Raw genomic sequence first — 21,248 nt, forward strand, 5'->3', positions numbered from 1 at the left:
TTCGTCTGACCGCTGGGTGAGGTGAGAATCATGGGACAAATTTATACCCTGCGCCGTAAATTGTGAGCAGATATCTAGGATTTGCCGGATCAGGCTCCAATTTCTGACGCAATTTCAGAATCTGGTTATCGACAGTTCGTGTTGTTGGATAGGAGTTGTATCCCCATACTTCGTTAAGCAGGAGCTCCCGAGTAAGTACGCGATCCGCGTTGTCGGTAAAAAATTTCAGCAACTTAAACTCGTGAGCAGTCAGGACCACGGGAACGCCGCCCCGGCGTGCGCTCATGCTCTTGAAGTCGATCTCGCAATCCGCAAAGCGAAAAACGCTTGACGGAATCGGTTTGCGTTGCCTGCGAATCGCCGCTTGAACGCGCGCTGTCAGCTCGCGGGGGCTAAACGGTTTGGTAACGTAGTCGTCTGCGCCTAACTCGAGGAGCAATACTTTGTCGACGACTTCGCTGATAGCACTGAGCACAACGATCGGTGTTTCATTCGAGAGGTTTTTAAACGTCTGGCAGAGCTCGCGTCCGGATATCCGCGGAAGAATCAGATCCAGGACGACGGCGAGTGGATGCTCGCTCTTGAACAGTTCGAGTCCGGTTTGGCCATCGCCGGCAACGACGACAGCATAATGCTCCTCTGCGAAAATTCTGCGGAGCACCTTCTGCATGCGAGGATCGTCTTCGATGACCAGTATTGTGCCTAGATTTGCCACCGGGGGAGTATCGAATTCTGCCCCTTCATCCATCAAATCCGTATCTGTGATCATGATTTCGCGCCTCAATTTGCTGGTTTGGTTGATCCGATCTCTTAATTGTTCTACCAATGTCCAAAAAATACAATCGGATAACAATTTTGAGCGGACTTATGAATTCGTCCTTCTGTTCCAGATAAGTCTGATGAAACAGACGGACTAACTCAATGGTTGTACATATCCGGAGTTCCGAGACTGCCTGCTGGAGGTAAATGACGCAGGAAAGCTACGATCGACCAGAGCTCGTCGTCACTCAGAATTCCCTTGGAGCCCGGCATGCCGGAAGGACTGATTCCGTTATCGAGAATCCATTTCAATTGCCCATCGGTGTATCGCTGTACGTCTGCAGACGCCAGGGATGGAATCGGCGGCGAGATGTGATCGGCAAAAGGAACGCCTGTATTCTGACCGTCCATGCCGTGGCAGGCAACACAGTAATGAGAGAATGCTTCCTTGCCGTCGGCACGAGTTTCTGCGGTATCCGGCAGCGGATTCTTCTGCTTTTTGTTCCCCACAAGAACGTCATGCTTGGCCGAAGTCATAATCTTCGTTTCCAGCTTGCCGGGCTGGCTGGCTTTGCAGCCCGCCAGCCCGGTAAGAGTGATTGCGGCGATCGTAACGATGAGCAGACGCATTGCTAGTCCACCACGTGCAACGTCAATGCCATTGAGCCGTGACCGGAGCCACAGAATACAGAGCAATGACCGATAAAATCGCCTGTCTTATCGGCGGTGAACTTCAACTCTGAAGTTCCGCCTTTGGGTACCTTGATGTCCAGGTTGAGTTCACGAAAACGCAGTCCATGCGCGACGTCTGTGCTTTTGAGGACGAGTACGACAGGCTCTCCCTTTTTCACGGTGATCTCGCCGGGTTCAAATGTAAATCGCTTGCTCGTGACTTCAATTCTTCGCGGTGCGGCTTGAGCCTTGAGGAAATGGGGGGTGAACGCAGCCGTGGCTATGATGCCGCCCAGCAAAATCATTGACATGAACTTCTTCATAAACTCTCCTTTAGATAGGAACGATTGCGGGGGCCGTAGATCTGCTCTGCAAGGGAGCGGACTGCTGGCGCCGTGGATGTCGATCGTATCCAACGGCTATATTCACCCTAGCGATTCGCTGGGAGGGAGTTGTCATGCGGTGGTTAGTTAATTGTCACTATTTTGTCTTGCCTGTTTTGCCTTGTCTTTTTTGCCTTTTCTCTGAGGCGGAGCGAGCTTTCAATACAAAATATTTATCGACTGTCCCTACTCTCAATGGAGCTAATTAAAGTACGAATAAATAGGTCAGCGGGTTGTTGAACTGCGACACGGTGCGACGCTGCCTGACACGCGTTGCCAGCTCTCTGTTTTGCCAAAAACAGGCAATCCCACATAACCACGCAGCATTAAAGTGTTATCCATAACAGTCATTGTGCCGCGATAAGTTTTACCGGACTTCGGATCGTATAGCGTGCCTTCGGAAGCGTGGGTTGCGTCGTTGAGTTGAAAGCGACTTCCGATTACAAGATCGCAGAGAGAGCGATTGCGTTGAGCTGCATCCGGATTGTGTACATCCACAGTAGCGGGAGCCTTAGGGCTGAGCAGCACCAATCGCAGGCAGAGGCCACTTGCGCATTGTTCGACATGGATAACGGACCCAGTAGGCTCACGCCAATTGCCCAGCAACGGCGATGTCTGCGCGCGGGAGGATGGAGGTAAGAGCATAACTGCAATTAAAAAGATGGCTGAGAATATTCGCATACGGAGATTCATACCTGTCGATAGTGTTGTTAGTGGCTTGCGGCATGGATCACACTTCCAGGTAGCCGTGTTGCGGTGAAGATTTCAGTCAACGCGGAGGGCCATAGCCGAGCTACCTGCGCTATCGCTGGCATTGCGATCATCAAACGGGAAAGCATGGTTGTGTAGTAAAGGCGGTGCTTGAATTCGCGGCGAGCTTCGGCATGAAACGCCGCTGAGGTCGAACCACTTAGATAGAGTTCAGCAGCGCGTTCAGCGGTATAGAGTGCGATGCCCATTCCATCGCCGCAAAAAGAAGGGATAACTGCAGCCTGATCTCCGAGCCGCCAGGGAGAAGGTTCATCGATTGCCGGTCCAACGCAGTAACCATATGGAATCGCAGAGAGAGCAAGCGGACGGTCTAGCACCTGCCTTGCGCCACTCAGACGGCGAGCCAGGTGGGGAGAGTGATGCTGCATATGTTCGAGCAGTCGATCCCAGCGGCCATCGAGAGAACGCAACTTGTCACGCGTAATCAGTGCGCAAAGATTCACCATGCCAGACTCTACCGGTTGCAGCCCTGCATACCCATCTGAATAGAGAATGAGCTCAACGTGCCCAGCTATTTTTGCCTGCTGTTCCGGCGAAAGAACGAAGTACATTTTCAGCGCCACCAGATTGTCCTGAGTGCCGCGTGCTTCGCGTTGCCAGCCGCGAAGATCGTGCTTGCCGGTTGCGAGAAATGCATCCTGACCATGAATGGAAATCGAAGAGTGAGAGGTGTCTTTGATCTGGGCGTGCCATAAACCCGATGCCACTCCGCTTCCATGATTCGTCCTGTACTGAGCACCATCTCTTGACAGATGCTCCACCGTATAGCCACGCAGCAGGCTCACTCCGGCATGTTGTGCGGATAGAAGAAGACTCTCATCCAGCGTTCGCCGGGTAAGTGAAAGTGCTGGAGATGGCAGCTCTACTTCAGTAATGACATCCCGCCCAGCTACGCGCATGGAGTGAATCGTTTGTGCGCCTAGTTCTTCAGGATGAATGCCGATGCGGCGAAGATACGGCAGGCTTTCAGGACTGAGAAATTCGCCACAAACCTTATGCTGCGCGCTCTTGCTCTTTTCAATAAGAACAGCATGGCGGCCAGCGCGAGCCAGCGCAATCGCAAGGGTGCATCCCGCTGGTCCGCCACCGACGATCAGTGCGTCATGACAAAGAGTCAGAATCATAGCTTGCTCCGCGAGACGGAAAGACGACCGGGCCAGTGTGTTTCGATGCGAATAGAGTTTAGCGATAATCCGGATGCGTACGCATACTGAGGCCACTCAGCCGGTCGAAGAGCACGGCAAATCGAGACGGGTCCATCGTGACGAACGAAGGGGTGCCAGCGCGCAACCCTGGCAAGCATCTCGAAGCCACGATATGCAGCCTTGCTTCTGCATAGATCAGAGATGAACCAGCCGCGCTGTGCCACGCTCTCCATCCACTGGAGAAATTGCATGATCTCTTCGTCAGACAGGTGATGTGTAAAGAGAGAGCTGATGACGAGATCGACTGGTTCCTTTGTGGTGTTAAACGAATCAGATTTGCCTGTGAACCAGCGGATGCGGCTATTCGCCGGCGTGAACTCCTGCGCGGCGCGAATAGCATTGGGATTCATATCAATGCCGGTAAGGCGAATTGAAGTTTTTTTACGGAGAGCCCAGCGCTCGATGTGACGCAACATATCGCCTCCGCCACAACCGACATCGACAATATGAAGAGGCCGGTTGTGGGGCGAGGGCTGCATGAACTGCTCCAACCACTGGAGCGTGGGACGATATGCAGACAAAACACGATTGACCTGCGCAAGATCGCGAAGGCAGTCGCGCAGATCTTCATACGAACAGGGCTCGTCCATCAGCTCAGAGAGATACGCACGTTGCGAGAAGTCGAGCGTGTACTCGGGAGGATGCTTCTTCATCGCGAGGGCATCCGTATTAAAGGACATGGAAGTTCATCGTCTCTGCGGTGAGGCCAGGTCCAAAAGACATGGCGCATCCACGTTGACCGGATTGAGCTGTACGCATGAGTTCTTCAAGCACAAACATAACCGTTGCCGAACTCATGTTGCCGAAGCGTCGCAGAATTGAACGCGATGCCGCCAGCGTGTCAGGCGCTAACTCCATGCTGGACTCTACAGCATCGAGAATCGAACGCCCACCTGGGTGGACTGCCCACAAATCAATATTCTTTTCCGGATTAATTTCATCCACTTTCAAGCTGAGCGTTTTCCGTATTTCACCGGGAACTTTCCCTGACAAATCCATATCAAAGCCGCTATCGCCGACGCGCCAGCGAATCAGATCGCGTGCCTCAGGAATTGTGTATGCTCTGAAGTTATCAAGTGCAAATCCCTGGTCGCTCGCGCGAATCAGACTTACAGCGCAGCCATCCCCGAAGAGCAGAAAGGCGAGAATTTTCTCAAGCTCCTGAGTCTTCTGAAAATGGAGAGAACAGAGTTCCAGGTTGATCATCAGCACGCTGGCAGTGGGTTCGGAGCGCACAATATGGCGGGCCAGCTTCAGGCCATTGATGGCCGCATAGCAGCCCATAAAGCCGACCATCGTGCGATCAGTTCCAGGATCGAGTTGCAGGTAGTCGATTGCAGCGAAGTCCAGTCCGGGCGCGAATAATCCGGTACAGCACGTAACAATGACATGACGAATACTCTGGCGCTCCTCCTCGTTGAGAGCGAGCCGATCAAGCGCGGAATGCAGCAACTGAGGCGAAAAAGTTTCAAATATCTCCATCCGTTTTGCTGTCGCGGGAAAGCTGCCTTCATGATAGAAGGCTTCGCCATTAAACGTTCCCTGGGTATTATTTCTTTCTGCCTTAACGAATGAGTAGCGATGATCGATGCCGGATCGCTTCGCCATGTGATTTAACAAAGCGCGCTTACGCTGATCGAGCAACATACTGGACGCATAATCGAGAAATCCAGCATGCACGTCGTGCGGCGGAGTCGCGGTTGCAATTCGACTAATACAGACAGGCATCATGAGCGCACCTCAACATTACGTTGTGTTTCTGGTTTATGTATATCTGAGCGGAGCGGCTCTCGCCGCATTCTCAATATTTGTAATCCTATGAGCAACACGAAGCGAGGATTGTTGCGAAGATAGCGCCACCACAATCGTTTGGGATCCTGTACTAATCTGTGCAGCCATTGTAGACCTGCCGACTTGACCCATTCAGCGCAGTCGCGAATACGTCCGGTGTGATAATCAAACGCCGCTCCTACTCCGAACATCAGCTTTGTTTCAAGCATCGGAAGGTAGCGTGCCATAAAGATTTCCTGCTTGGGGCAGCTTATGCCGACCCAGATGATATCAGGCTTCAGTTCCTTGATTGTTGAGACAAACTGCTTCTGTTCAGAATCGGAGAGTTCACGAAAGGGCGGTGTGTATGTGCCGACGATCTTTACCCAGGGAAACCGTTCTTTCAATTTATCGCGCAGCTCTTCTGCTATCCCTTCATCTCCGCCATAGATGAAGTGCGTGACGTGAGCGAACTCGCTGCGACGAAATATCTCAAGCATCAGATCTGGTCCAGTGACACGCTGCATCTTTGCATGCCCCTGCATGCGTCCGACCCACACTAAAGGCATGCCATCCGGGATAGTCATTTCGGATGCGGAGTAGACCTCCAGTAGTTGTGAGTTGCGCTGTGCTTCCATGACACCGTGTACTCCAGCCACGCACACATAACCTTTGCGAGAGCCCTGCAATACAGTGGCGACACGTCCCAATGCTCCTTGCATATCGATAGCATCGACGTCTATTCCGAGGACGTGGGCTACGGGGTGGCTACCTGTTGCTTTCATAGTGAATGCCTTTCTGATGCTGACGTCTGGATTGAAGCTGACAGCAGGCCAGACGTTTGATGGGCAGCGGATAAAGGCTGCAATACGTTTGTACGTTTACCTAGTAAGAGACTGGAATACAAAGCCAGATACATGGCGGCTGCTTGTTGCGGTTCGAGTCCAACAGGCGAGATTGCGGTACTACGCGGGGTCGTAATCGCCTTTTGTAATGCGGTCAAAAGCGATTCGCCGCTGTTGTCTTCCGGATCAAAAAATGTGCATCGCGTAGCCCCGATGGAACGAAACGCGGGAATATCTGAACAGACCACATTGCTTCCGGCAGTCAACGCCTCTGCCACCGGCAATCCAAATCCCTCAAGCAGCGATGGAGCGATGACGAGGTCGCAATTGGCATAGAGAGATGCGAGACGTGCATCGGATATGCCACGTAGAAATAAGACTCGGCTATCGAGGTGGTACTGGGTGATGATTCGATGAAGGCGCTGTGTTTCCGGTCCTTCTTTACCAACCACAACCAGCTTGGAGTCCGCCGGTATTACACCGCGATCGAGAGCAAGGTAAAACGATCGCAACAGCAGAGGGAGATTCTTATTCGCACGATGTTGCGCTACGCACAGAAAGAACGGGCAGTCACGGACTGCACCTGGCAGAGAGGCGTAACGAAGCTCAGACGGAAGATAGATTGAGTTAGGTATGGTGACTGTCTTGCCCGAACTCCTCACAGGAAAGAGCTCATGCACGCGAGCACTTGTCTCTTCGGAGACGCAAGCGATCGCGTCTGCATTTTGCAGGCAGAACTTAAGCGCGGCGCGATTGAGCCACGCTTTTTTCCCGAAGTTCTGGGGAATATCGAATGGGTACAGATCGTGAAGGCTCACAACGACAGGTGGGCCTCCTGCGGATTGCAGAACAGGCATCGGATACGCGAGATGAATAATATCTGCGCCATATTGCCGGGCTGCTGCGGGAAGTCCACGCAGGTACCAGAGATTGCGCGCCAAGGACCGATTGCTTATTGAGACGTGCCGAATCTCCAGCCTCTCATCTTTGAGGTCGAAGGCATTGCAGAAGTAATCCGATTGCCACTCTCCAGTGAGCATCGTTACTTTTTTCACAGCAGGGAGTGCGAGCATCCCGCGTGCAATATTTGCAGCGTGGCGGCATACCCCGGCAGGAGATGTTGCAGATGATACGGAAGCAAGCAGTACATGCATGGAACAACCTCTTGGTCTTAACGAATCGGGCGCTCGCGTCCGATGATGCTATCGGGCAGGTAGTAGCCGCGGAGTAATTTTTCGGTGTAACGTGCGAATGGAGCGGCAATCTGCATTGCGTAAAGGCAAATGTCGCGTAGCGTCTTATTCTTGACGCGGGTTGCTACAGGCGAATACTTGTGCATTGTCATGCGCGTTTCAGCGAGCTGTCTCGCGCCTGTTGCGCAGGTCTTGCTTGTAGGGTGAAGACGAAAGTCAGCGAGCAATGCATGGATATGCTTGAAGCGATAACCCTTGTTCACAAGCCGGACAAAGAACTCGTAGTCCATTGCAAATTGCAGAGACTCGTCAAAGAAGTTGCCCTCGTCGAAAATCCTGCGACGAAAAAAAGTGGCCGTCGATGGAATCGGAGAGATGCGATGGTAAAAAAGCACGAGGCGGCTGAATTCAATTTCACGACGAACGCGCAGATGCGTGCCATGCTCGTTCATGAAGGTGAAGTCGCCGTAGATCACATCGATATCCGGATTTTGCTCGAATATTTTCGCGACGAGTTCCAGGCATCCAGGCCGGTAGCGATCGTCGGAGTTAAGCCAGCCGATGATATCTCCTGTAGCGAGGCGGATGCCTTTGTTCAAAGCCTGTGTGCAGCCGCCATCGCGCTCCGATACCCAGCTCATGTGCTGCCATTCAGGCCCGGTTTTAGCCAGCAGCAGTGCTACGGATCCGTCCGTGGAAACGCCATCAAGCACAAGGTGTTCTACGTTCGCATAATTTTGTATGCGAATACTTTCGAGGGTTTCGCCGAGGTAGGCACACTGATTGAGCGAGGGAGTGATGATAGAAATTTTGTTCATGATGTACCTGCCTTCGATGACGATTGCTCAAGCACGATTGCGAGTGCAGCAAAAAGCCATAGAGGGATGGAGAGTCCAAAGTTTACAGATTCGGTGAGTCCATGAATGATCGCGAACAGTATGACAACAGTGGCGAGCTTCCCATAAGGGCGCGATGTGTTCGATGCAGCGACCAGCATTTTTGCAGTAAATCGTTTCGCTGCAGAGATCAGCGAAAGGTAGATGCCGATGGTCACTACGACACCGAGCAGTCCATATTCAAAGAACTCCTGTAAGAGCTCATTGTGTGCATGCCAAGGCTCGAAGCTGCCGAACGCTGGGATGAGGGCGCGGAAAGAATAGAAGCCATGTCCGAGCAATGGCTTCTCAATCGCCATGAAGAAGGCTGTCGCCCAGATCGCCGTGCGGCCAGTAAGAGTCTCAGCCTGGTTAACGCCGCCGCTCGTGGTGTAGATCTCAAGATACGATTCCATCAGCGTTGCAAAAACCGCAAAAACGATAAGAGCTACTGCGGCGATCTGAATCTTTACGCGGCGACGGATGTGTTTGTCGCGCAGCAGATAGAATGACTCCGCGATGAAAAAGGCGATGATGGAAGTCTTGCTGATACTGCGCAGCATGGTGATGCCGAGTGCAAGGCAGGCCCATCTCCACATGCGTTCTTCAAGTGCTAGATGTTGCGCGAGGAAAAATGCAAGCGCGGAGTACATACCGATAATGTTGGGATGTAGAAAGTCGTAATCTCCGATTCGGAGATCGGGTAAGGTTGGTCCCATCCACGCTACGGCTCCTACGAACAACATGCCCAGTACAAAACCTTTGAGAAGCGCATCGACTCCGACTGCTACGTTCGGCCGCTTCACGATCAACAGTACGGTCGCGACCTCCATCACCATTCCGGTCCATAAGCCGCCGGCATCCATGATGGATTCAGCGCCTGTCCAAAGCAGACTAAGGCCGGACATCCCCAGGTAAGCCAGCAGCCACCACACAGTGCGGCCGGTGAAGAGAAAGCGTATGGAAAAGTTTTCGTCTCCCACGGTGTAAAGAATGGAGGCGGTGAGAATGAGAGCACTGCACGCGAGAGTTGTTATGGAGCCCGCGCGCGGGTCCGATTGAAACCCCAGATAAATGAGAGCGAATCTGTAAGCGAAGAAGAACCCTGCGAGCAATTGCAGCGGCGTGCGAAAGGAGCTCTTGCTGCCCGCGTCCGCTTTGGCTTGAGGAATGTGGTTGGCCGATATCATAGAGCCCCCTGCATGGAAGCCTGGGTCGGAACGCCCTGCGTGATATGCAGCGCCTTACGCAGAGGGATGTAGATGAGGCAGATGATTGGGCCATAAATGAGACGTCCTGCGGCAGCGCCCACGATGCCGAAGCGAGGAGCGAGAATTGCGATGGCCGCGAGCATGGCCGCTGCTCCTGCAACATTGACAAGGGCAAGCAGCTTGATACGGCCCATTGCCATGAGCATGTAGAAGCCTGTTACGTTCAGTCCCAGCAATGCGAATCCACACGCGGTTATGGAGAGAGCAACGTACGCGTGGGATGAGAAATCTTCACCCATCCAAAGACGGAGAATGTATCGGCTACCAAAGATCACTGGTGCGGCCAGGGCTGCAACCAATACGACGTTGACCGCAAAAGCAGTGGCAAACTTTTGCCGCATGGCAGAGGCGCTTAGCAATCCGAGCCGTGCAGCGAGATACGGAAAGAGCACCTGCAGGCCAGCAGCCACGATACCGTGAATAGGCAGTGCAGCCTGCACGCAGATGCTGTAGTAAGCGATCGCATGCATGCCGAGAAGATAGCCGACTAGAAAGCGATCCGCTTGCCCAGTCAAAAGCCCGACTGCTCCCTGTATCCAACTGAAGGCGCCGAAGCCGAAGAGCTCTCTGACGGATGCGCGATTCAGACTTGGCAATAGGCTATGCATCGCAAGCCGGCGCCAGACTGCAAATGCCTGCAAGCTCGCGCTGATGATAGCAATCAGCAGAGTTGAAAGCATGATGGTGACGGTTCCTCGCCCAAAGGCGGCGATCGCAACCGCTGCACCTATGGTTGCAACCCGTGTTGCGATTGTGAATCGAGCCGCAACATCATAGCGCTCATAGGCGCGCTGTGCGCAGATGAAGACACTCTCCACCGCTTTTACCACGAGCAGGATGCAGCCGATGGCAAGTGCGCGTTGATAGCTGATCCGCAACGCTGCGCTTACATTGGGCAAATGCGAAACCAGGAAGGGGATCAATAGCCCTACCAGGATCGCAATCGTAGTGCCAAGAGCGAGGTTGATTCCAAGGAGCGTGCGGATGATGCGTTCCACGCCAACATGATCGTTGCTGCCTCGGTACGCTGCGATAAACTTCAACGCGGCATCGCCAAAGCCTGCCGAGAGAAGAATGCCGCTGGTCACGGCTGCGCTTGCGAGTACCCAGATCGCATACTGTTCAACTCCAAGCCGATGGAGTAAGAACGGTGCGGAGCAAAGCATAAGCGCAGGCAGCGAAACATAATCCGCAATGCCATAAGTGGCATTGGAGATATGTACGCTGCGCAGTTTGGCGGTGAAGCTCATACATGCGCCCCATCAGAGTGTGACGTGGCATTACGAGACTTGAATATACGGACTAGCTTTTTGAGATCATCGCTTTCATCCAACTCGTGCCAGTTCCGGAGATACAACATTACGAATGACGCAAACAGGAGTACGATCAGCGTTCCCGCGAGCATGAAGATGAGGCGTGGAGGGAAGGACTTCTTCTCTGGCCAGCCTGCGGAATCAATGGTGCTGACGGTCGGAATCTCTTTCGCTTCCTGAATGCGAGCCGTCTCGTACTCAGCCGAGAGGAGTTCGTAGACAGTCTCTTGAACTTTTACGCGGCGAAACAGGTTCGCATAGCGTACGCCGAGTTCCGGCAGACGCCTAAGAGGCGGGTAGAGTTCATCCTTCGAGAGTGCAAGGGGAGCGTTGGTGGTATCTGAGGAACCGCCGATCTTGCCGAGCTCACGCTGCAGAACACCGATGCGTTCGCTTGCTGCTTTCACGCGTACGTTGTTGTCCCCGTATATCTGCTTCAGGGATTCGAGCTCAGACTCGCCAAAGATCATCTGTGCCTGCAGCTTCGCTCCCGCGTCGACTGTGGCCCTGGTTTGTTCGCGGATGTCGATTGTCGAAGTGCTGCTTGAGAACTGGCTTAACTGTTCTTCGGCATCGTCGAGTTCCTTCAGAACTGCGGCTTGACGCTGTTCTACAAATTGCCGTTCGCGACGTGCAGACGAAGTGCTGACTCGCGCCAGGACTTTGTTTAATTCTTCAACATAGCCACGAGCGAGATCCTGCGCGCGTTGACGATCAGTATCCGTAACAACGATTGTGATGACGCCGCTCTTCTTACTCTCGGTGATTTGAGTGTTTGAGCTGAGCTTCTTCAGCGTGTCCTTCATGTACCTTTTTTTGTAGATTTGCTGCAGGTGAAAGCGTTCAGCAAGGGATCCTGTAACTGTTCCGCTGCGCAGGAGATCGATGTACAGATCGCCGTTGCCCTTTGCTCCGAGCAGCCCGCTGGCGAGCATGCCCAGACTGCCTGCTCCACCGCCGGCGCGTCCGGCGAGAGCGGCCAGTAACGCTGTTCCGCTACCTTGCTGCTCTGGAGGCATGATGTTTGTGGTCGACTTATAACGCTTCGGGATAGTGAACGCGATCACTGTGCTGAGAATGAATGCTACGATTCCGATCCGCAGCAGCGTCTTGCGACGCTGCCACAGATACAGAAGGTTCCTTGCCCACGCAGCGCTTGGGGGAGCGTCTGCCACTACGGGATCGTTCTTGTGCGAGATAAAGTTTTCCATGGCAGCTGTTATATTCCTGCGATCACGTTGCATTGTTGTGCGGTGATGTTGAGCATTGTTGTAAGCATGGTGCGTCTAGATGGACGCAACTGCTGCAGTGATTGCGATCGACGAAGCAAGCTGCGCAGTCGTCAACAGGTTCTTCCAGAAGAGAGAGGATCCGAGGATTTTCTGTGGAACGACTACTACGTCTCCTGGATCGAGCTTGGTCGCAAGTACACCCGCGGCGAACTTTCCATTCGAGTGACGACCTATGACAGAGCCATTGGCACGGATGACGAAAATCTCTTTGCGATTGGCCGTGGTATTTGTTCCACCCGCATGACTCAGATACCATCCTGCGGTTTTGCCTGGCGTAAAGGTAAGTGCGGTGGAGTTGTAGACCTGACCAGTTACCAGTACAAAGCTAGGCCGCTTCGGGATTGTCAAAACGTCACCGCGGCGCAATTCGATATCTGCGGATGTGTTAGCCCAGCTATCAATATCTGCGCTGATATGAACAACCAGGCGTCCAGTAGGAGGAGTGCTCTTTAGCTGTGATAGCACGTCATCCTGTTGCGCCTTGATTAGTTGCAGCGTTCCACCTGAATCTCCTCCTCCGAGATTCGGAGCGAGCCGCGCGGCCGAAGAGTTCGTCTCGATCTGCCGGATAAGTTCCTGTCTGCTCTTCTCTTCAAGATCACGTACCTGTTCGCGTGTCAGTACTGCACCTTCGGGGTAGGCTGTATCGCGAAACGAGCCGGCGCGTCGGAGAACGGAACTGAGGTGCTCACCTTCCTGGAAGCCGTAGGTCCCGGGGAACTTGACCTGACCCTCAATCGTCAACGATTCACCGATGTCATCCCATCCCGTGATCCGGTGAATGGTTAGAATGTCGCCGGGCTTGAGCACTACATCCGCATTCGGATCGGCTCCGGAGACAGCGGCTCCAATATGTATTGTTGCGAGGCTTCCAGCGATTTGATTGCCGTTCAATATGCCATAGCTGGTCAGGTCTGCACTGTCGAGCAGAGCGTCGCGCTTGAATCCGCCAGCCATGCGTACGAGTTGCGCGGCTGTCATATCTTTCGATAGCGGATACATGGCAGGACGCAGCACCTCACCTTGAATAGAGACCTTAGGCGCATCAACCTCATAACGCCCGAGGATGCGTATCGTGTCGAATGGCTGGAGATCGAGATTTGCATTCCCGATCAATACATCGGTCACATTGAAGTCGATAGTCTCTGCGTGAAGATCGGGTGGAACAAGACGGATAACTTCGCCGTGAGTAGATGGCTCAGGCAGCATGTCCTGGTAGCTATGCAATACATCGCTCAGACGCATGCCGTCCGTGTAAGGAAATCGACCAGGGCGTACTACATGCCCCATAAGATAGATGGCGCGTTGACTGTATGGGAGGATCGGAGCAATGCGGATACGATCTCCGTCTTTTACCTGGAAGGCTGCGATGGCATCAAGATCCGCCTGAGAGTTCTGCTCGCCTGTAGTTTTCACTGTGATGGTTTCGCGCTGATGAGTGGCATCGATACGTTCGACCGTGATGTGGCCAAGAGAGGCTGCTGCAGTAACGCCACCGGCCTGATCGATCACGGCATTGAGCGTTGATTCACCGGCCTTGAGTTCATAGATAGCAGGCCGCTTGACCGCTCCAGAGATCGCCACCTGTGCTCCCGCAGGAGGCACAAGCAAGGTGTCGCCACCTTCAAAATGTGTACTGCCGTTGCGAACTCCGTGAAGCAGAAAGTCATAGAGATCAACATCTTCGATCAACTGCTTGCCGCGGTAGTGACGTGCGATGCGGAGCGAACCGACCGATGTCGGACCTCCTGCCGCATACAGAGCACTTAATGGAGTAGCGAGCGAGCTGATGTCGTAGCCGCCAGGACGTTGAACATCTCCTACGACGTATACGCGTACCGAACGCAGATGCGAGACAGTGACCGAGACCTGCACATTTCGGAACTGTTGTTTGAGCGCGCCCTCGATCATGCTTTGCGCCTGCTGTAGCGGAAGGCCAGCTACCTCAAGAGATCCTGCCTCGGGCAAGAGAATGCGACCATCGCGGTCAACGACGCGGGAGGTGCTCTGAGTCATGCCGCCCCACATGTTGATTGTGAGCGTATCGCCTGCGCCTACGACATAATCCGGACCGAGCGGCACATCCAGCGGAGTGTCGCGTCCAGAGTTTCCACGTGCCATTGCAGAGATGGTCCGATTGATGAAGACTTCAGATCCGAATCGCTTCAGTGACGCAGTTCGCTCGGGTATCTGCGTGTAAAGATCACGCATGGATTGGAGATTGTAAGGTGCTGGCTTCCGAAGTACTTTCGGCAAATCGGTCGATGCGTTTGACTGTTCGTGCCCGCGCTTTTGCACGCTGCTCTGGGTGTTGGTCGTAGGGCTCATGGATTGAGCTGACAGAGCGGAAAGGCCGCTTGCATCCGTGGGAGATAATCCCGAGTTGATGCCAGAACCAGAAGCTGAAGCGAGCCCTGACGAACCTAGACCGCTCGATAACGCAAGTGCTCGTTGCCCAGAGGACAAATCGTCGCTGGTAAGGTCATCGGAGCCGGTGGATCCAACAGACTGGAGATCATCCGAGGAGACATAGCCGCGCGCTCGCAGATAGGTGGTAATGCTCCCACGCAGGCTGGCATTCGTCGCGATCTGGCTATAGAGCATCTCGTCCGAGATATCATTTGCATCAACCTGCGTACCCTGCTGTTGCAGGCGATCAGCCACCTGGGATTTTACTTCCACGACCAGATCCGGGCTTTGCTGCAGAATGCGAATGATTTGATCCGAGGTGAGAGCGGTCGAATTCGCCAGACCCGTGCCGGTCAGGATTCCCGTGCTGGTCGAGGAGTTGCTATCGTCCGATGAAGTGTCACTATCCGCGGACGATGTTATCGCTCCAGCTCCAGTGGTGGAGTCGTCCGCCGAAGACGGGGACGTACCCTGGGATGAGGATGGGGATGACCCAAGTGGGATCTGTCCATAAGCCGTAGATCCTAAGGCGAAAACAAACGCCAAAGCGGCTGTAGATAGAATCGAAACCAACCGCGGAATGCGATCGAAATTGGTGCGTGTGTGCGATTGGCGACTGCGATTCATCTGGATGACACCTGCGAAAGTTGGGAATTGCGACATAGGCTTTTACTCTTCGTCTTTCACCGTAAAGAACCGGATCAGTGGGGGTGTCATGCGTTCGTCAGTGAATTGTCATTCTTTTGTTGCCTGTGATAGAGGCGGATTTTCGAGAGTTGGGATGGTTCAAAAGATTTCTCGGCCCCGGCCATGACAGCTGATCAGGGCCGCTGAAAGGGGTATTTTCTTTCAAATTTGTGACAGTTCTCTGACAATTCAAAAGCCAGTAATCGCTATGGTTTAAGAGAAAATCGATTCGGATGCGAGGCTGTGTTGTCGACATCCATTGGAATCGCCCTTGAATATTCAGGAGAAGAAGACGAGAAATATGCAGCTGCTCACCATTCATCAGAAGGTGTTTATTGTCTTCCGGCGGCGGCGGATGAAGAAGTTCTACGCTATGTTTCGGCCCTCTGCGCAGACACCGCTGCTCGACATTGGCGGCGCCCCGAATACCTGGATTACGGAGTCGCAATACGACTTCAAATTTCCAGTCGTGTTGGTGAACCTGATATTTCCAGACCCAGCCGTACTAAGTGATAGCCGCTTTACGGCAGTCGTGGGCGATGCGACCAATTTGCCATTTGCGGATGCGAGTTTCGATATCGCGTATTCAAACTCTGTTATCGAGCACATGACGACCTGGGAACGGCAACAGGCATTCGCAGCGGAGGCTCGACGTGCGGGAAAGAGGCTTTGGATACAGACACCCGCCCGCAGTTTTCCGCTAGAGTCGCACCTGCTTGCCCCGTTCTTTCAGTACCTTCCCCGAAGCCTGCAGACCCGCATGGCGCGGCATTTTACCCTCTGGGGTCTACTGACGAAGCCGAGCGTGGCTCAGGTGGAGGAGATGCTGTCTGACATCCGACTGCTGACTTACAAGGAGATGAAGCAGTTGTTTCCCGACTGCCTTATCCTCAAGGAGCGGGTGCTTGGCCTGACAAAGAGTTATGTCGCAGTTCGCGGATTCAACTAACGAATTACTATCCTTCGAATTCACTCGTGTACCGCCGCCAACGGCGCAACTCGTATGCATAGCGCAGCCCCTCTACGGCGTGAAAACGTAGGCGGGAAAAGACAAAACGAAGCTGCATATGATGGCGATGGATAAGCGCTGTCAATGTCTCATTCTCTGGCGCGTGCGCGATAACAGGCGGTAAAGCCAAAGGCACAAGTGCTTTTATAAGAGAACGTTTTGCAGGAACACCAACGACCTCAAGCTCCCTTAGTAACAGCAGGTAGAGCTTGCTTCCCGGAACGCTGGCTAAGACCGTGCGATGTCCATATCGCTCCACCCAGAGTCGAGCGAAAGCTGGAAGAGTATCAACGGTCCAGCTTGAAAACGCCACAGGTGCAAAATCGCCCATGACCTGTGTGATCAGCAGCGTAACCACTCCAAGCGAGAAGGATGCTCGCGGATTGTCCTGCGCTCTCAATCGAACTTCACTCCAGAAAGCGTCATCATCGCGGCGCGCGATCACATGCCGACGAAACTCAATCAGGTGTGCGGTGCGCGAAAATTCGCTGCACACATGTTTGTACATGTGCAATCCCTGGCCTAGAAACAGATCGGCGGGTGAAAGTACCGGCACGCGCACGCGGTGAAAGTCGAGATTCTCGGTGCGTTCGAGCAAAAGCGGGCGGCCTTGATTCGCCGCCTCCAGGTGCAACTCTACGCAACGAAAAGGGACAGTCTTGTATAGATCTTTCAGTGAGCCACCAGGAGTGAAGTTTGTCTTGAACTCCCAGCTTCGGCCACTGATGGCGTGAAGGTGATAGCCCCTGCTCTCGAGGATCTGTCGTGCCTGGGGAGCATCTTTCGCTGCTATCAGGAAATCAATATCGAGCTGCGAACGAAGCCACGGTTTAGGTACAGAATGAGGCCAGAGGGAAAATCCCTTTAATATCGCATAGGAGAATTGTGCATCCTGAAACTCACGATGGATAGCATTCGATTCATCGATCATCCCCTGGGTGCGTTCGGTGTTGTCGACTAGATTCTCTTGCAGTCGCGCAAGCACGGCGGGGGGAAATACTTCGCGGAGCTGTAACTCCGTCATGCGATCGAGAAAGTACAGCGCCAGACCACTCGTGTCCAACCAATACAACAGCCTTCTCCAGTCCCTGCCGGAGAGGCGTCGAAGCAGCGAGCATTGCTCTGGTAAAGGATCGCAAAAGCTCAACAGTACAGCCTCACGTATCCGCTGTTCTCTGCGGAGACGGACTGGCATCGCATTGGAATTAAGTATTGGCACCCCGTTCACTCTATCCAGCCTGAGATGGAGGATTGTCATGTGCCTGTAAGCCGATTGTCATTGTATTGTTGGTCATTCTTTGCGGTCGAGAGGCAATCGCAAATGACAATCAATTGACAAAGGCCAGACTATCCGGAGACACATCGTGCGGAGAGTACCGCTACAGTCACTACTATGCCGCGTCCACGAAACTCCCTCTATCTCTTACGATTGGCACGACCAACGAGGCTTATTGTCTTCATTTTGGCCATGCTCTGCGCCGTGCGGTACGGAACGGCACAAAACACACCACTGATCTCAGGAGGTGTCGGATTTTTTTCGACCACCAATGCCGGTAGTACCAGCTATTTGCCTATCATTGAGCCGCTTCTATCTGCACCAATCGGTAATCATTTCCTCGTCGAATCCCGAGCAGCATTGCTTGAGACCTTCGCTCCCAATGGCCCTGGTGATCCTGGTTACAATCATTCTCACTTCATTGGCCTGACTTATCTTCAGGGGGATTACATTGCTTCGCCACATGCCACCGTGGTCATAGGCAGCTTCCTGACTCCCTTCGGAACTTACAATGAACGTCTCTCTCCTATCTGGATCGGAAACTTTCAGGATGGGCCACTGATCAGCGGCCTCGGTGTCATGTCCACTGGCACTGGTCTCGGTGGAATGTTACGTGGGTCTGCAATCTCCAGGCACAATTACTCCATTGACTACACCGCCTATTACTCCACGCGCAGCGCAAACGTGCAATTTAGTTCCGAACGTTCCTCAGGTGGTCGTGCGAGCCTTTTCCTGCCCAATAGCGGACTGGAAGTCGGTCTCTCTTATGGTCGCTCTCTGCAGGGAATCCAGGAAAACTTCTACGGCACGCATGTCTGGTGGGAGCCCAAAGATACGGCCTTCCGACTACGCTCTGAGTTTGCGCGCGGCCATCATGCCCAGGGCTACTGGGTTGAAGCCGACTATCGCACCCAGGCATTCGGTGGCCTCGACAGTTGGATTGGTCGCTTCGAGCCTTTGTTCCGCATCCAGCAGACCTTTCGCCGCGATACGGCAGCCAGCGACAGTGTTCCACTTGTGAACACGCAGCGCGCAGACTTCGGACTCGATTACAACCTGCCGCACAACACCAGGATACTTACCAGCTACGCGCGGCAGTTCTCGTCCACCGGTAACACCAATGTATGGGAGACTGGAATTGTCTATCGCTTCCTGTTTCCAGCCTGGAAAGGAAAATAGCCATGAGCCATAAACATCTCTTCGCCTGTACTCTTGCTGTCGGAGCGCTCCTAACACCATTGGTTGCTGTCGTACACGCTCAGCCACAGTCCGCACCACAAGCTACTACTCACGCGGATAAGAAGAACACCGCAGCACCAAAGAAACCAGGACGCGTGCAGAGTGAAGGCGAACGCATCTTCGCACAGAACTGCTCTCGTTGCCACACGGCTCCGGATGGTTTCTCTCCCAGCATCTCGGGGACAGTTGTACGTCACATGCGTGTACGTGCATCGCTTAGCCAGCATGATGAGCAAGAGCTGCTTCGCTTCCTGAATCCATAATGCATCGGTAAATTAGTTAGAGATCTACTTCGATCAAGCCTCCACACTCAGGTGTGGGGGCTTTTCTCTGGCATGAAACAGGCTGCTGTATTGGTGATTAAAGATGCCAAGGGTGTGTGACGTATTCATCGGATTGGATCGGGATGGAAGAGCTCGCCGCCGGCGCCTCCACGAATGGAGGCGCCAAGTTCTTTTGAGCGGACGAGTGTTGCAGTGTATCTAATTTATTGAATTTATCTATGATTGTATTTATGAATGAAGGTTTTCAATTGTCGTAATAGCCCATGAAGATAGCTCTGCGTCTGGTCCGCCTGTGGCGTGAATTGCCCGCAGCTTATCGAGGGACTTGGTATCTCCCTGCCAGGCCACGATGTGAATTGCTCGTCGACGGACCGCGGAGTTATCGCTGTCAAGTGCTTTGCGTACTTCGGGCAATACCATCGGCCCGGCTTTCACTAACATCCACTCTGCGCGGTCTGCTGCTTCTCCATCGCTCGATCCCAATGCTTGTATGGCAGGCTCTACATCTGCTCCGATGCGATCCCACAACTGGAATGCTGCGATGATTTTGTTGAACTCTGAAAAATCTTCTCCCACTCGAAAAGCCTGGGCTTCCAGTTCGCGTGTAGCAGCGTCGTTCTTCACCAGTGAGATCGCATGCACCATCTGGATCTGGCAGCGGAATGAAGACATGATTACGTCGGTCTCTGCCTGTGTCAGCTTGGGTTTACCGCGCTTTATATAATCGTCGTAAATTACCCGCTCGTCTTTCATCTCAATGCGAAGCTGTGTTGGGATGGCCTTCGCTGCAACCTCGGGTTGATGCTGTGCCAGCGCTATGGAAGCGGCTCCACGCACGGCGGGATCGGCATTGGATAACAAGGGCAACAGTGTCTCGGAGCTTATTTCTCCGGGTATGCGAGCCAGGGATAGCAGCGTCTGCTGAAGAACGAGCGAATCGTTGTCCTTGAGCAGTGGAAGCAACATCGATGCAGGAGCCTGCAGCATGCCCAGAGCCCACGCAGCATTTGCCCGTGCGCTCGAATGCTCCGACACGAGTGCTGCGGAGAAAACAGCAGGCGCTGTTCGAGGACGCGCCGTTACCAATGCCTGAGCTGCAGTCCGCGAGACATGATCGTCTGCATCGAGTAGCCAACGCGCAAAATCATCCTGCAAAGGAAATCCACTATAGCGGGACAGTTCCAGAATTGCAGCAACTCGCGAGTCGCTTTCACCTGCATCGGCCTTGAGAATCAGCTCATGCAGCTTGCGCTCTACGGGCCTGCCTACTGCATCCGCGCCCAGTCGAGGATAGTCCACATTGATGGCGTCTACACCTGCAGCCACTGCAGCTTTCATCCCGGCCAAATCCAGATCATGTTTATTGGCAGAGAAGTTGACGATCACTGCGTTGCCCTCATGGTGATACGCCGCCACTTGTGCAGGTGTTACTCCCGGCTGTACCCATACGGCGGTGTCGCCTGCACCTCTCGCGCCTGGGTATAACTTCTTTACATCGTCCCATTCACCATTGAACTGAACATGCTCCAGCATGCCCTCGCGTTGCAGTATCTGTAAGACTTCCGGGCCCATGCCCTTGGTCTTCATATCTACAACGAGTCGAATGTCCATTTTTCGCGCTACGCGCAGAGCATCTTCAAACAGCACCATGTGCATGCCTGTGAATCTTTCGCCCATCCAGGCACCGGCATCTCGTAGTTGCAGATCGCCGTAGTAGCTCTTCTCAGCTTCGCCTATGCCATCTGTAAGCCGCTCGAGAATGCCGTCATGGTTGAGGACTATCTTGCCGTCCAGAGTGCGTCGCAGATCGAGCTCGACTACGTTGCATCCCAGTAATGCTGCCTGTTCTACGCTCTCCAGCGTGTTCTCCGGTATGTCTTCATTCGCGGTACGATGGCAGAGCAATTGAGGCCCAGGCAGTACAGCAGCGGCGTGTGCCGTTGTGGCCGCGACTGACACAAAAAACATCGAGACAAAGATACGCTTCATTGCGGA

At 53.5% G+C, this 21,248-nt stretch carries 19 protein-coding genes; 3 read left to right on the forward strand and 16 right to left on the reverse strand.

The genetic code is table 11. The features are described 5' to 3' along the window. Positions 1 to 28: 28 nt before the first annotated feature. The 14 genes from OHL19_RS03435 to OHL19_RS03500 all read right to left on the reverse strand — a co-directional run bounded on the left by OHL19_RS03435 (position 29) and on the right by OHL19_RS03500 (position 15,421). Entirely contained in the window at positions 29 to 769 is a 741-nt protein-coding gene (locus OHL19_RS03435; RefSeq protein WP_317890537.1) for a response regulator transcription factor, read from the reverse strand. 149 nt (positions 770 to 918) lie between these two features. Beyond that, entirely contained in the window at positions 919 to 1,389 is a 471-nt protein-coding gene (locus tag OHL19_RS03440) for a c-type cytochrome (protein ID WP_263356185.1), read from the reverse strand. A gap of 2 nt (positions 1,390 to 1,391) precedes the next feature. Then, the gene (locus OHL19_RS03445; protein ID WP_263356186.1) at positions 1,392 to 1,754 is read right to left on the reverse strand and encodes a cupredoxin domain-containing protein; all 363 of its coding nucleotides are present in this window, start codon (positions 1,752 to 1,754) and stop codon (positions 1,392 to 1,394) included. 285 nt (positions 1,755 to 2,039) lie between these two features. Further along, positions 2,040 to 2,495 carry a DUF2147 domain-containing protein gene (locus tag OHL19_RS03450; protein ID WP_263356187.1) on the reverse strand — a complete coding sequence of 152 codons (456 nt, stop codon included), beginning with the start codon at positions 2,493 to 2,495 and terminating at the stop codon, positions 2,040 to 2,042. 29 nt (positions 2,496 to 2,524) lie between these two features. After that, positions 2,525 to 3,709, reverse strand: coding sequence for an NAD(P)/FAD-dependent oxidoreductase (locus OHL19_RS03455; RefSeq protein ID WP_263356188.1), 1,185 nt, complete (start codon positions 3,707 to 3,709; stop codon positions 2,525 to 2,527). Then, complete coding sequence (locus OHL19_RS03460; RefSeq protein WP_263356189.1) at positions 3,706 to 4,470, reverse strand: methyltransferase domain-containing protein; 765 nt, start codon at positions 4,468 to 4,470, stop codon at positions 3,706 to 3,708. Before OHL19_RS03460 ends, OHL19_RS03455 begins: the two co-directional genes overlap by 4 nt. Next, positions 4,460 to 5,521, reverse strand: coding sequence for a type III polyketide synthase (locus tag OHL19_RS03465; RefSeq protein ID WP_263356190.1), 1,062 nt, complete (start codon positions 5,519 to 5,521; stop codon positions 4,460 to 4,462). Before OHL19_RS03465 ends, OHL19_RS03460 begins: the two co-directional genes overlap by 11 nt. Next, positions 5,518 to 6,345, reverse strand: coding sequence for a WecB/TagA/CpsF family glycosyltransferase (locus OHL19_RS03470; protein WP_263356191.1), 828 nt, complete (start codon positions 6,343 to 6,345; stop codon positions 5,518 to 5,520). Before OHL19_RS03470 ends, OHL19_RS03465 begins: the two co-directional genes overlap by 4 nt. Continuing rightward, a complete protein-coding gene (locus OHL19_RS03475; RefSeq protein ID WP_263356192.1) occupies positions 6,342 to 7,559 on the reverse strand; it encodes a glycosyltransferase family 4 protein in 1,218 nt (405 codons plus the stop codon). The genes OHL19_RS03470 and OHL19_RS03475 overlap by 4 nt, the downstream gene beginning before the upstream one ends. A 17-nt stretch (positions 7,560 to 7,576) precedes the next feature. Then, entirely contained in the window at positions 7,577 to 8,416 is an 840-nt protein-coding gene (locus OHL19_RS03480; protein WP_263356193.1) for a glycosyltransferase family 2 protein, read from the reverse strand. Next, positions 8,413 to 9,663, reverse strand: a complete 1,251-nt coding sequence (locus tag OHL19_RS03485; RefSeq protein ID WP_263356194.1) for an O-antigen ligase family protein — start codon at positions 9,661 to 9,663, stop codon at positions 8,413 to 8,415. Before OHL19_RS03485 ends, OHL19_RS03480 begins: the two co-directional genes overlap by 4 nt. After that, the gene (locus OHL19_RS03490; RefSeq protein ID WP_263356195.1) at positions 9,660 to 10,994 is read right to left on the reverse strand and encodes an oligosaccharide flippase family protein; all 1,335 of its coding nucleotides are present in this window, start codon (positions 10,992 to 10,994) and stop codon (positions 9,660 to 9,662) included. The genes OHL19_RS03485 and OHL19_RS03490 overlap by 4 nt, the downstream gene beginning before the upstream one ends. After that, positions 10,991 to 12,268 (reverse strand): GumC family protein, encoded by a 1,278-nt coding sequence (locus OHL19_RS03495; RefSeq protein WP_263356196.1) that lies wholly within the window; start codon positions 12,266 to 12,268, stop codon positions 10,991 to 10,993. Before OHL19_RS03495 ends, OHL19_RS03490 begins: the two co-directional genes overlap by 4 nt. Before the next feature lie 75 nt (positions 12,269 to 12,343). Next, on the reverse strand, positions 12,344 to 15,421 hold the full coding sequence (locus OHL19_RS03500; RefSeq protein ID WP_263356197.1) for an SLBB domain-containing protein: 3,078 nt from the start codon (positions 15,419 to 15,421) through the stop codon (positions 12,344 to 12,346). A gap of 325 nt (positions 15,422 to 15,746) precedes the next feature. Here OHL19_RS03500 and OHL19_RS03505 point away from each other — a divergent pair, with 325 nt between their 5' ends. Further along, positions 15,747 to 16,394 (forward strand): class I SAM-dependent methyltransferase, encoded by a 648-nt coding sequence (locus OHL19_RS03505; RefSeq protein ID WP_263356198.1) that lies wholly within the window; start codon positions 15,747 to 15,749, stop codon positions 16,392 to 16,394. Between the two features lie 7 nt (positions 16,395 to 16,401). Here OHL19_RS03505 and OHL19_RS03510 read toward each other — a convergent pair whose 3' ends face one another. Beyond that, the gene (locus tag OHL19_RS03510) at positions 16,402 to 17,712 is read right to left on the reverse strand and encodes a nucleotidyltransferase family protein (protein ID WP_263356199.1); all 1,311 of its coding nucleotides are present in this window, start codon (positions 17,710 to 17,712) and stop codon (positions 16,402 to 16,404) included. Positions 17,713 to 17,847: 135 nt separating this feature from the next. Here OHL19_RS03510 and OHL19_RS03515 point away from each other — a divergent pair, with 135 nt between their 5' ends. Together OHL19_RS03515 and OHL19_RS03520 are read left to right on the forward strand one after the other, a co-directional pair. Beyond that, positions 17,848 to 18,909, forward strand: a complete 1,062-nt coding sequence (locus tag OHL19_RS03515; RefSeq protein ID WP_263356200.1) for a hypothetical protein — start codon at positions 17,848 to 17,850, stop codon at positions 18,907 to 18,909. Positions 18,910 to 18,911: 2 nt separating this feature from the next. Continuing rightward, positions 18,912 to 19,232: a c-type cytochrome gene (locus tag OHL19_RS03520; RefSeq protein ID WP_263356201.1), complete on the forward strand. Its 321-nt coding sequence runs from the start codon at positions 18,912 to 18,914 to the stop codon at positions 19,230 to 19,232. Between the two features lie 249 nt (positions 19,233 to 19,481). Here OHL19_RS03520 and OHL19_RS03525 read toward each other — a convergent pair whose 3' ends face one another. After that, positions 19,482 to 21,242 (reverse strand): glycerophosphodiester phosphodiesterase family protein, encoded by a 1,761-nt coding sequence (locus OHL19_RS03525; RefSeq protein WP_263356202.1) that lies wholly within the window; start codon positions 21,240 to 21,242, stop codon positions 19,482 to 19,484. Between the last annotated feature and the right edge of the window lie 6 nt (positions 21,243 to 21,248).

Origin of the sequence: Acidicapsa ligni, assembly GCF_025685655.1 — a bacterium.
Classification (GTDB): domain Bacteria; phylum Acidobacteriota; class Terriglobia; order Terriglobales; family Acidobacteriaceae; genus Acidicapsa; species Acidicapsa ligni.

Excerpts from the sequence above, each read along its gene's own strand:
- OHL19_RS03505 (WP_263356198.1), top strand. The coding sequence starts at position 15,747 with ATGCAGCTGCTCACCATTCATCAGAAGGTGTTTATTGTCTTCCGGCGG.
- OHL19_RS03515 (WP_263356200.1), top strand. The coding sequence starts at position 17,848 with ATGCCGCGTCCACGAAACTCCCTCTATCTCTTACGATTGGCACGACCA.
- OHL19_RS03450 (WP_263356187.1), bottom strand. The coding sequence starts at position 2,495 with ATGCGAATATTCTCAGCCATCTTTTTAATTGCAGTTATGCTCTTACCT.
- OHL19_RS03490 (WP_263356195.1), bottom strand. The coding sequence starts at position 10,994 with ATGAGCTTCACCGCCAAACTGCGCAGCGTACATATCTCCAATGCCACT.
- OHL19_RS03480 (WP_263356193.1), bottom strand. The coding sequence starts at position 8,416 with ATGAACAAAATTTCTATCATCACTCCCTCGCTCAATCAGTGTGCCTAC.
- OHL19_RS03455 (WP_263356188.1), bottom strand. The coding sequence starts at position 3,709 with ATGATTCTGACTCTTTGTCATGACGCACTGATCGTCGGTGGCGGACCA.
- OHL19_RS03510 (WP_263356199.1), bottom strand. The coding sequence starts at position 17,712 with ATGACAATCCTCCATCTCAGGCTGGATAGAGTGAACGGGGTGCCAATA.
- OHL19_RS03440 (WP_263356185.1), bottom strand. The coding sequence starts at position 1,389 with ATGCGTCTGCTCATCGTTACGATCGCCGCAATCACTCTTACCGGGCTG.
- OHL19_RS03495 (WP_263356196.1), bottom strand. The coding sequence starts at position 12,268 with ATGGAAAACTTTATCTCGCACAAGAACGATCCCGTAGTGGCAGACGCT.
- OHL19_RS03475 (WP_263356192.1), bottom strand. The coding sequence starts at position 7,559 with ATGCATGTACTGCTTGCTTCCGTATCATCTGCAACATCTCCTGCCGGG.
- OHL19_RS03465 (WP_263356190.1), bottom strand. The coding sequence starts at position 5,521 with ATGATGCCTGTCTGTATTAGTCGAATTGCAACCGCGACTCCGCCGCAC.
- OHL19_RS03485 (WP_263356194.1), bottom strand. The coding sequence starts at position 9,663 with ATGATATCGGCCAACCACATTCCTCAAGCCAAAGCGGACGCGGGCAGC.
- OHL19_RS03445 (WP_263356186.1), bottom strand. The coding sequence starts at position 1,754 with ATGAAGAAGTTCATGTCAATGATTTTGCTGGGCGGCATCATAGCCACG.
- OHL19_RS03520 (WP_263356201.1), top strand. The coding sequence starts at position 18,912 with ATGAGCCATAAACATCTCTTCGCCTGTACTCTTGCTGTCGGAGCGCTC.
- OHL19_RS03460 (WP_263356189.1), bottom strand. The coding sequence starts at position 4,470 with ATGTCCTTTAATACGGATGCCCTCGCGATGAAGAAGCATCCTCCCGAG.
- OHL19_RS03435 (WP_317890537.1), bottom strand. The coding sequence starts at position 769 with ATGATCACAGATACGGATTTGATGGATGAAGGGGCAGAATTCGATACT.
- OHL19_RS03470 (WP_263356191.1), bottom strand. The coding sequence starts at position 6,345 with ATGAAAGCAACAGGTAGCCACCCCGTAGCCCACGTCCTCGGAATAGAC.
- OHL19_RS03525 (WP_263356202.1), bottom strand. The coding sequence starts at position 21,242 with ATGAAGCGTATCTTTGTCTCGATGTTTTTTGTGTCAGTCGCGGCCACA.
- OHL19_RS03500 (WP_263356197.1), bottom strand. The coding sequence starts at position 15,421 with ATGTCGCAATTCCCAACTTTCGCAGGTGTCATCCAGATGAATCGCAGT.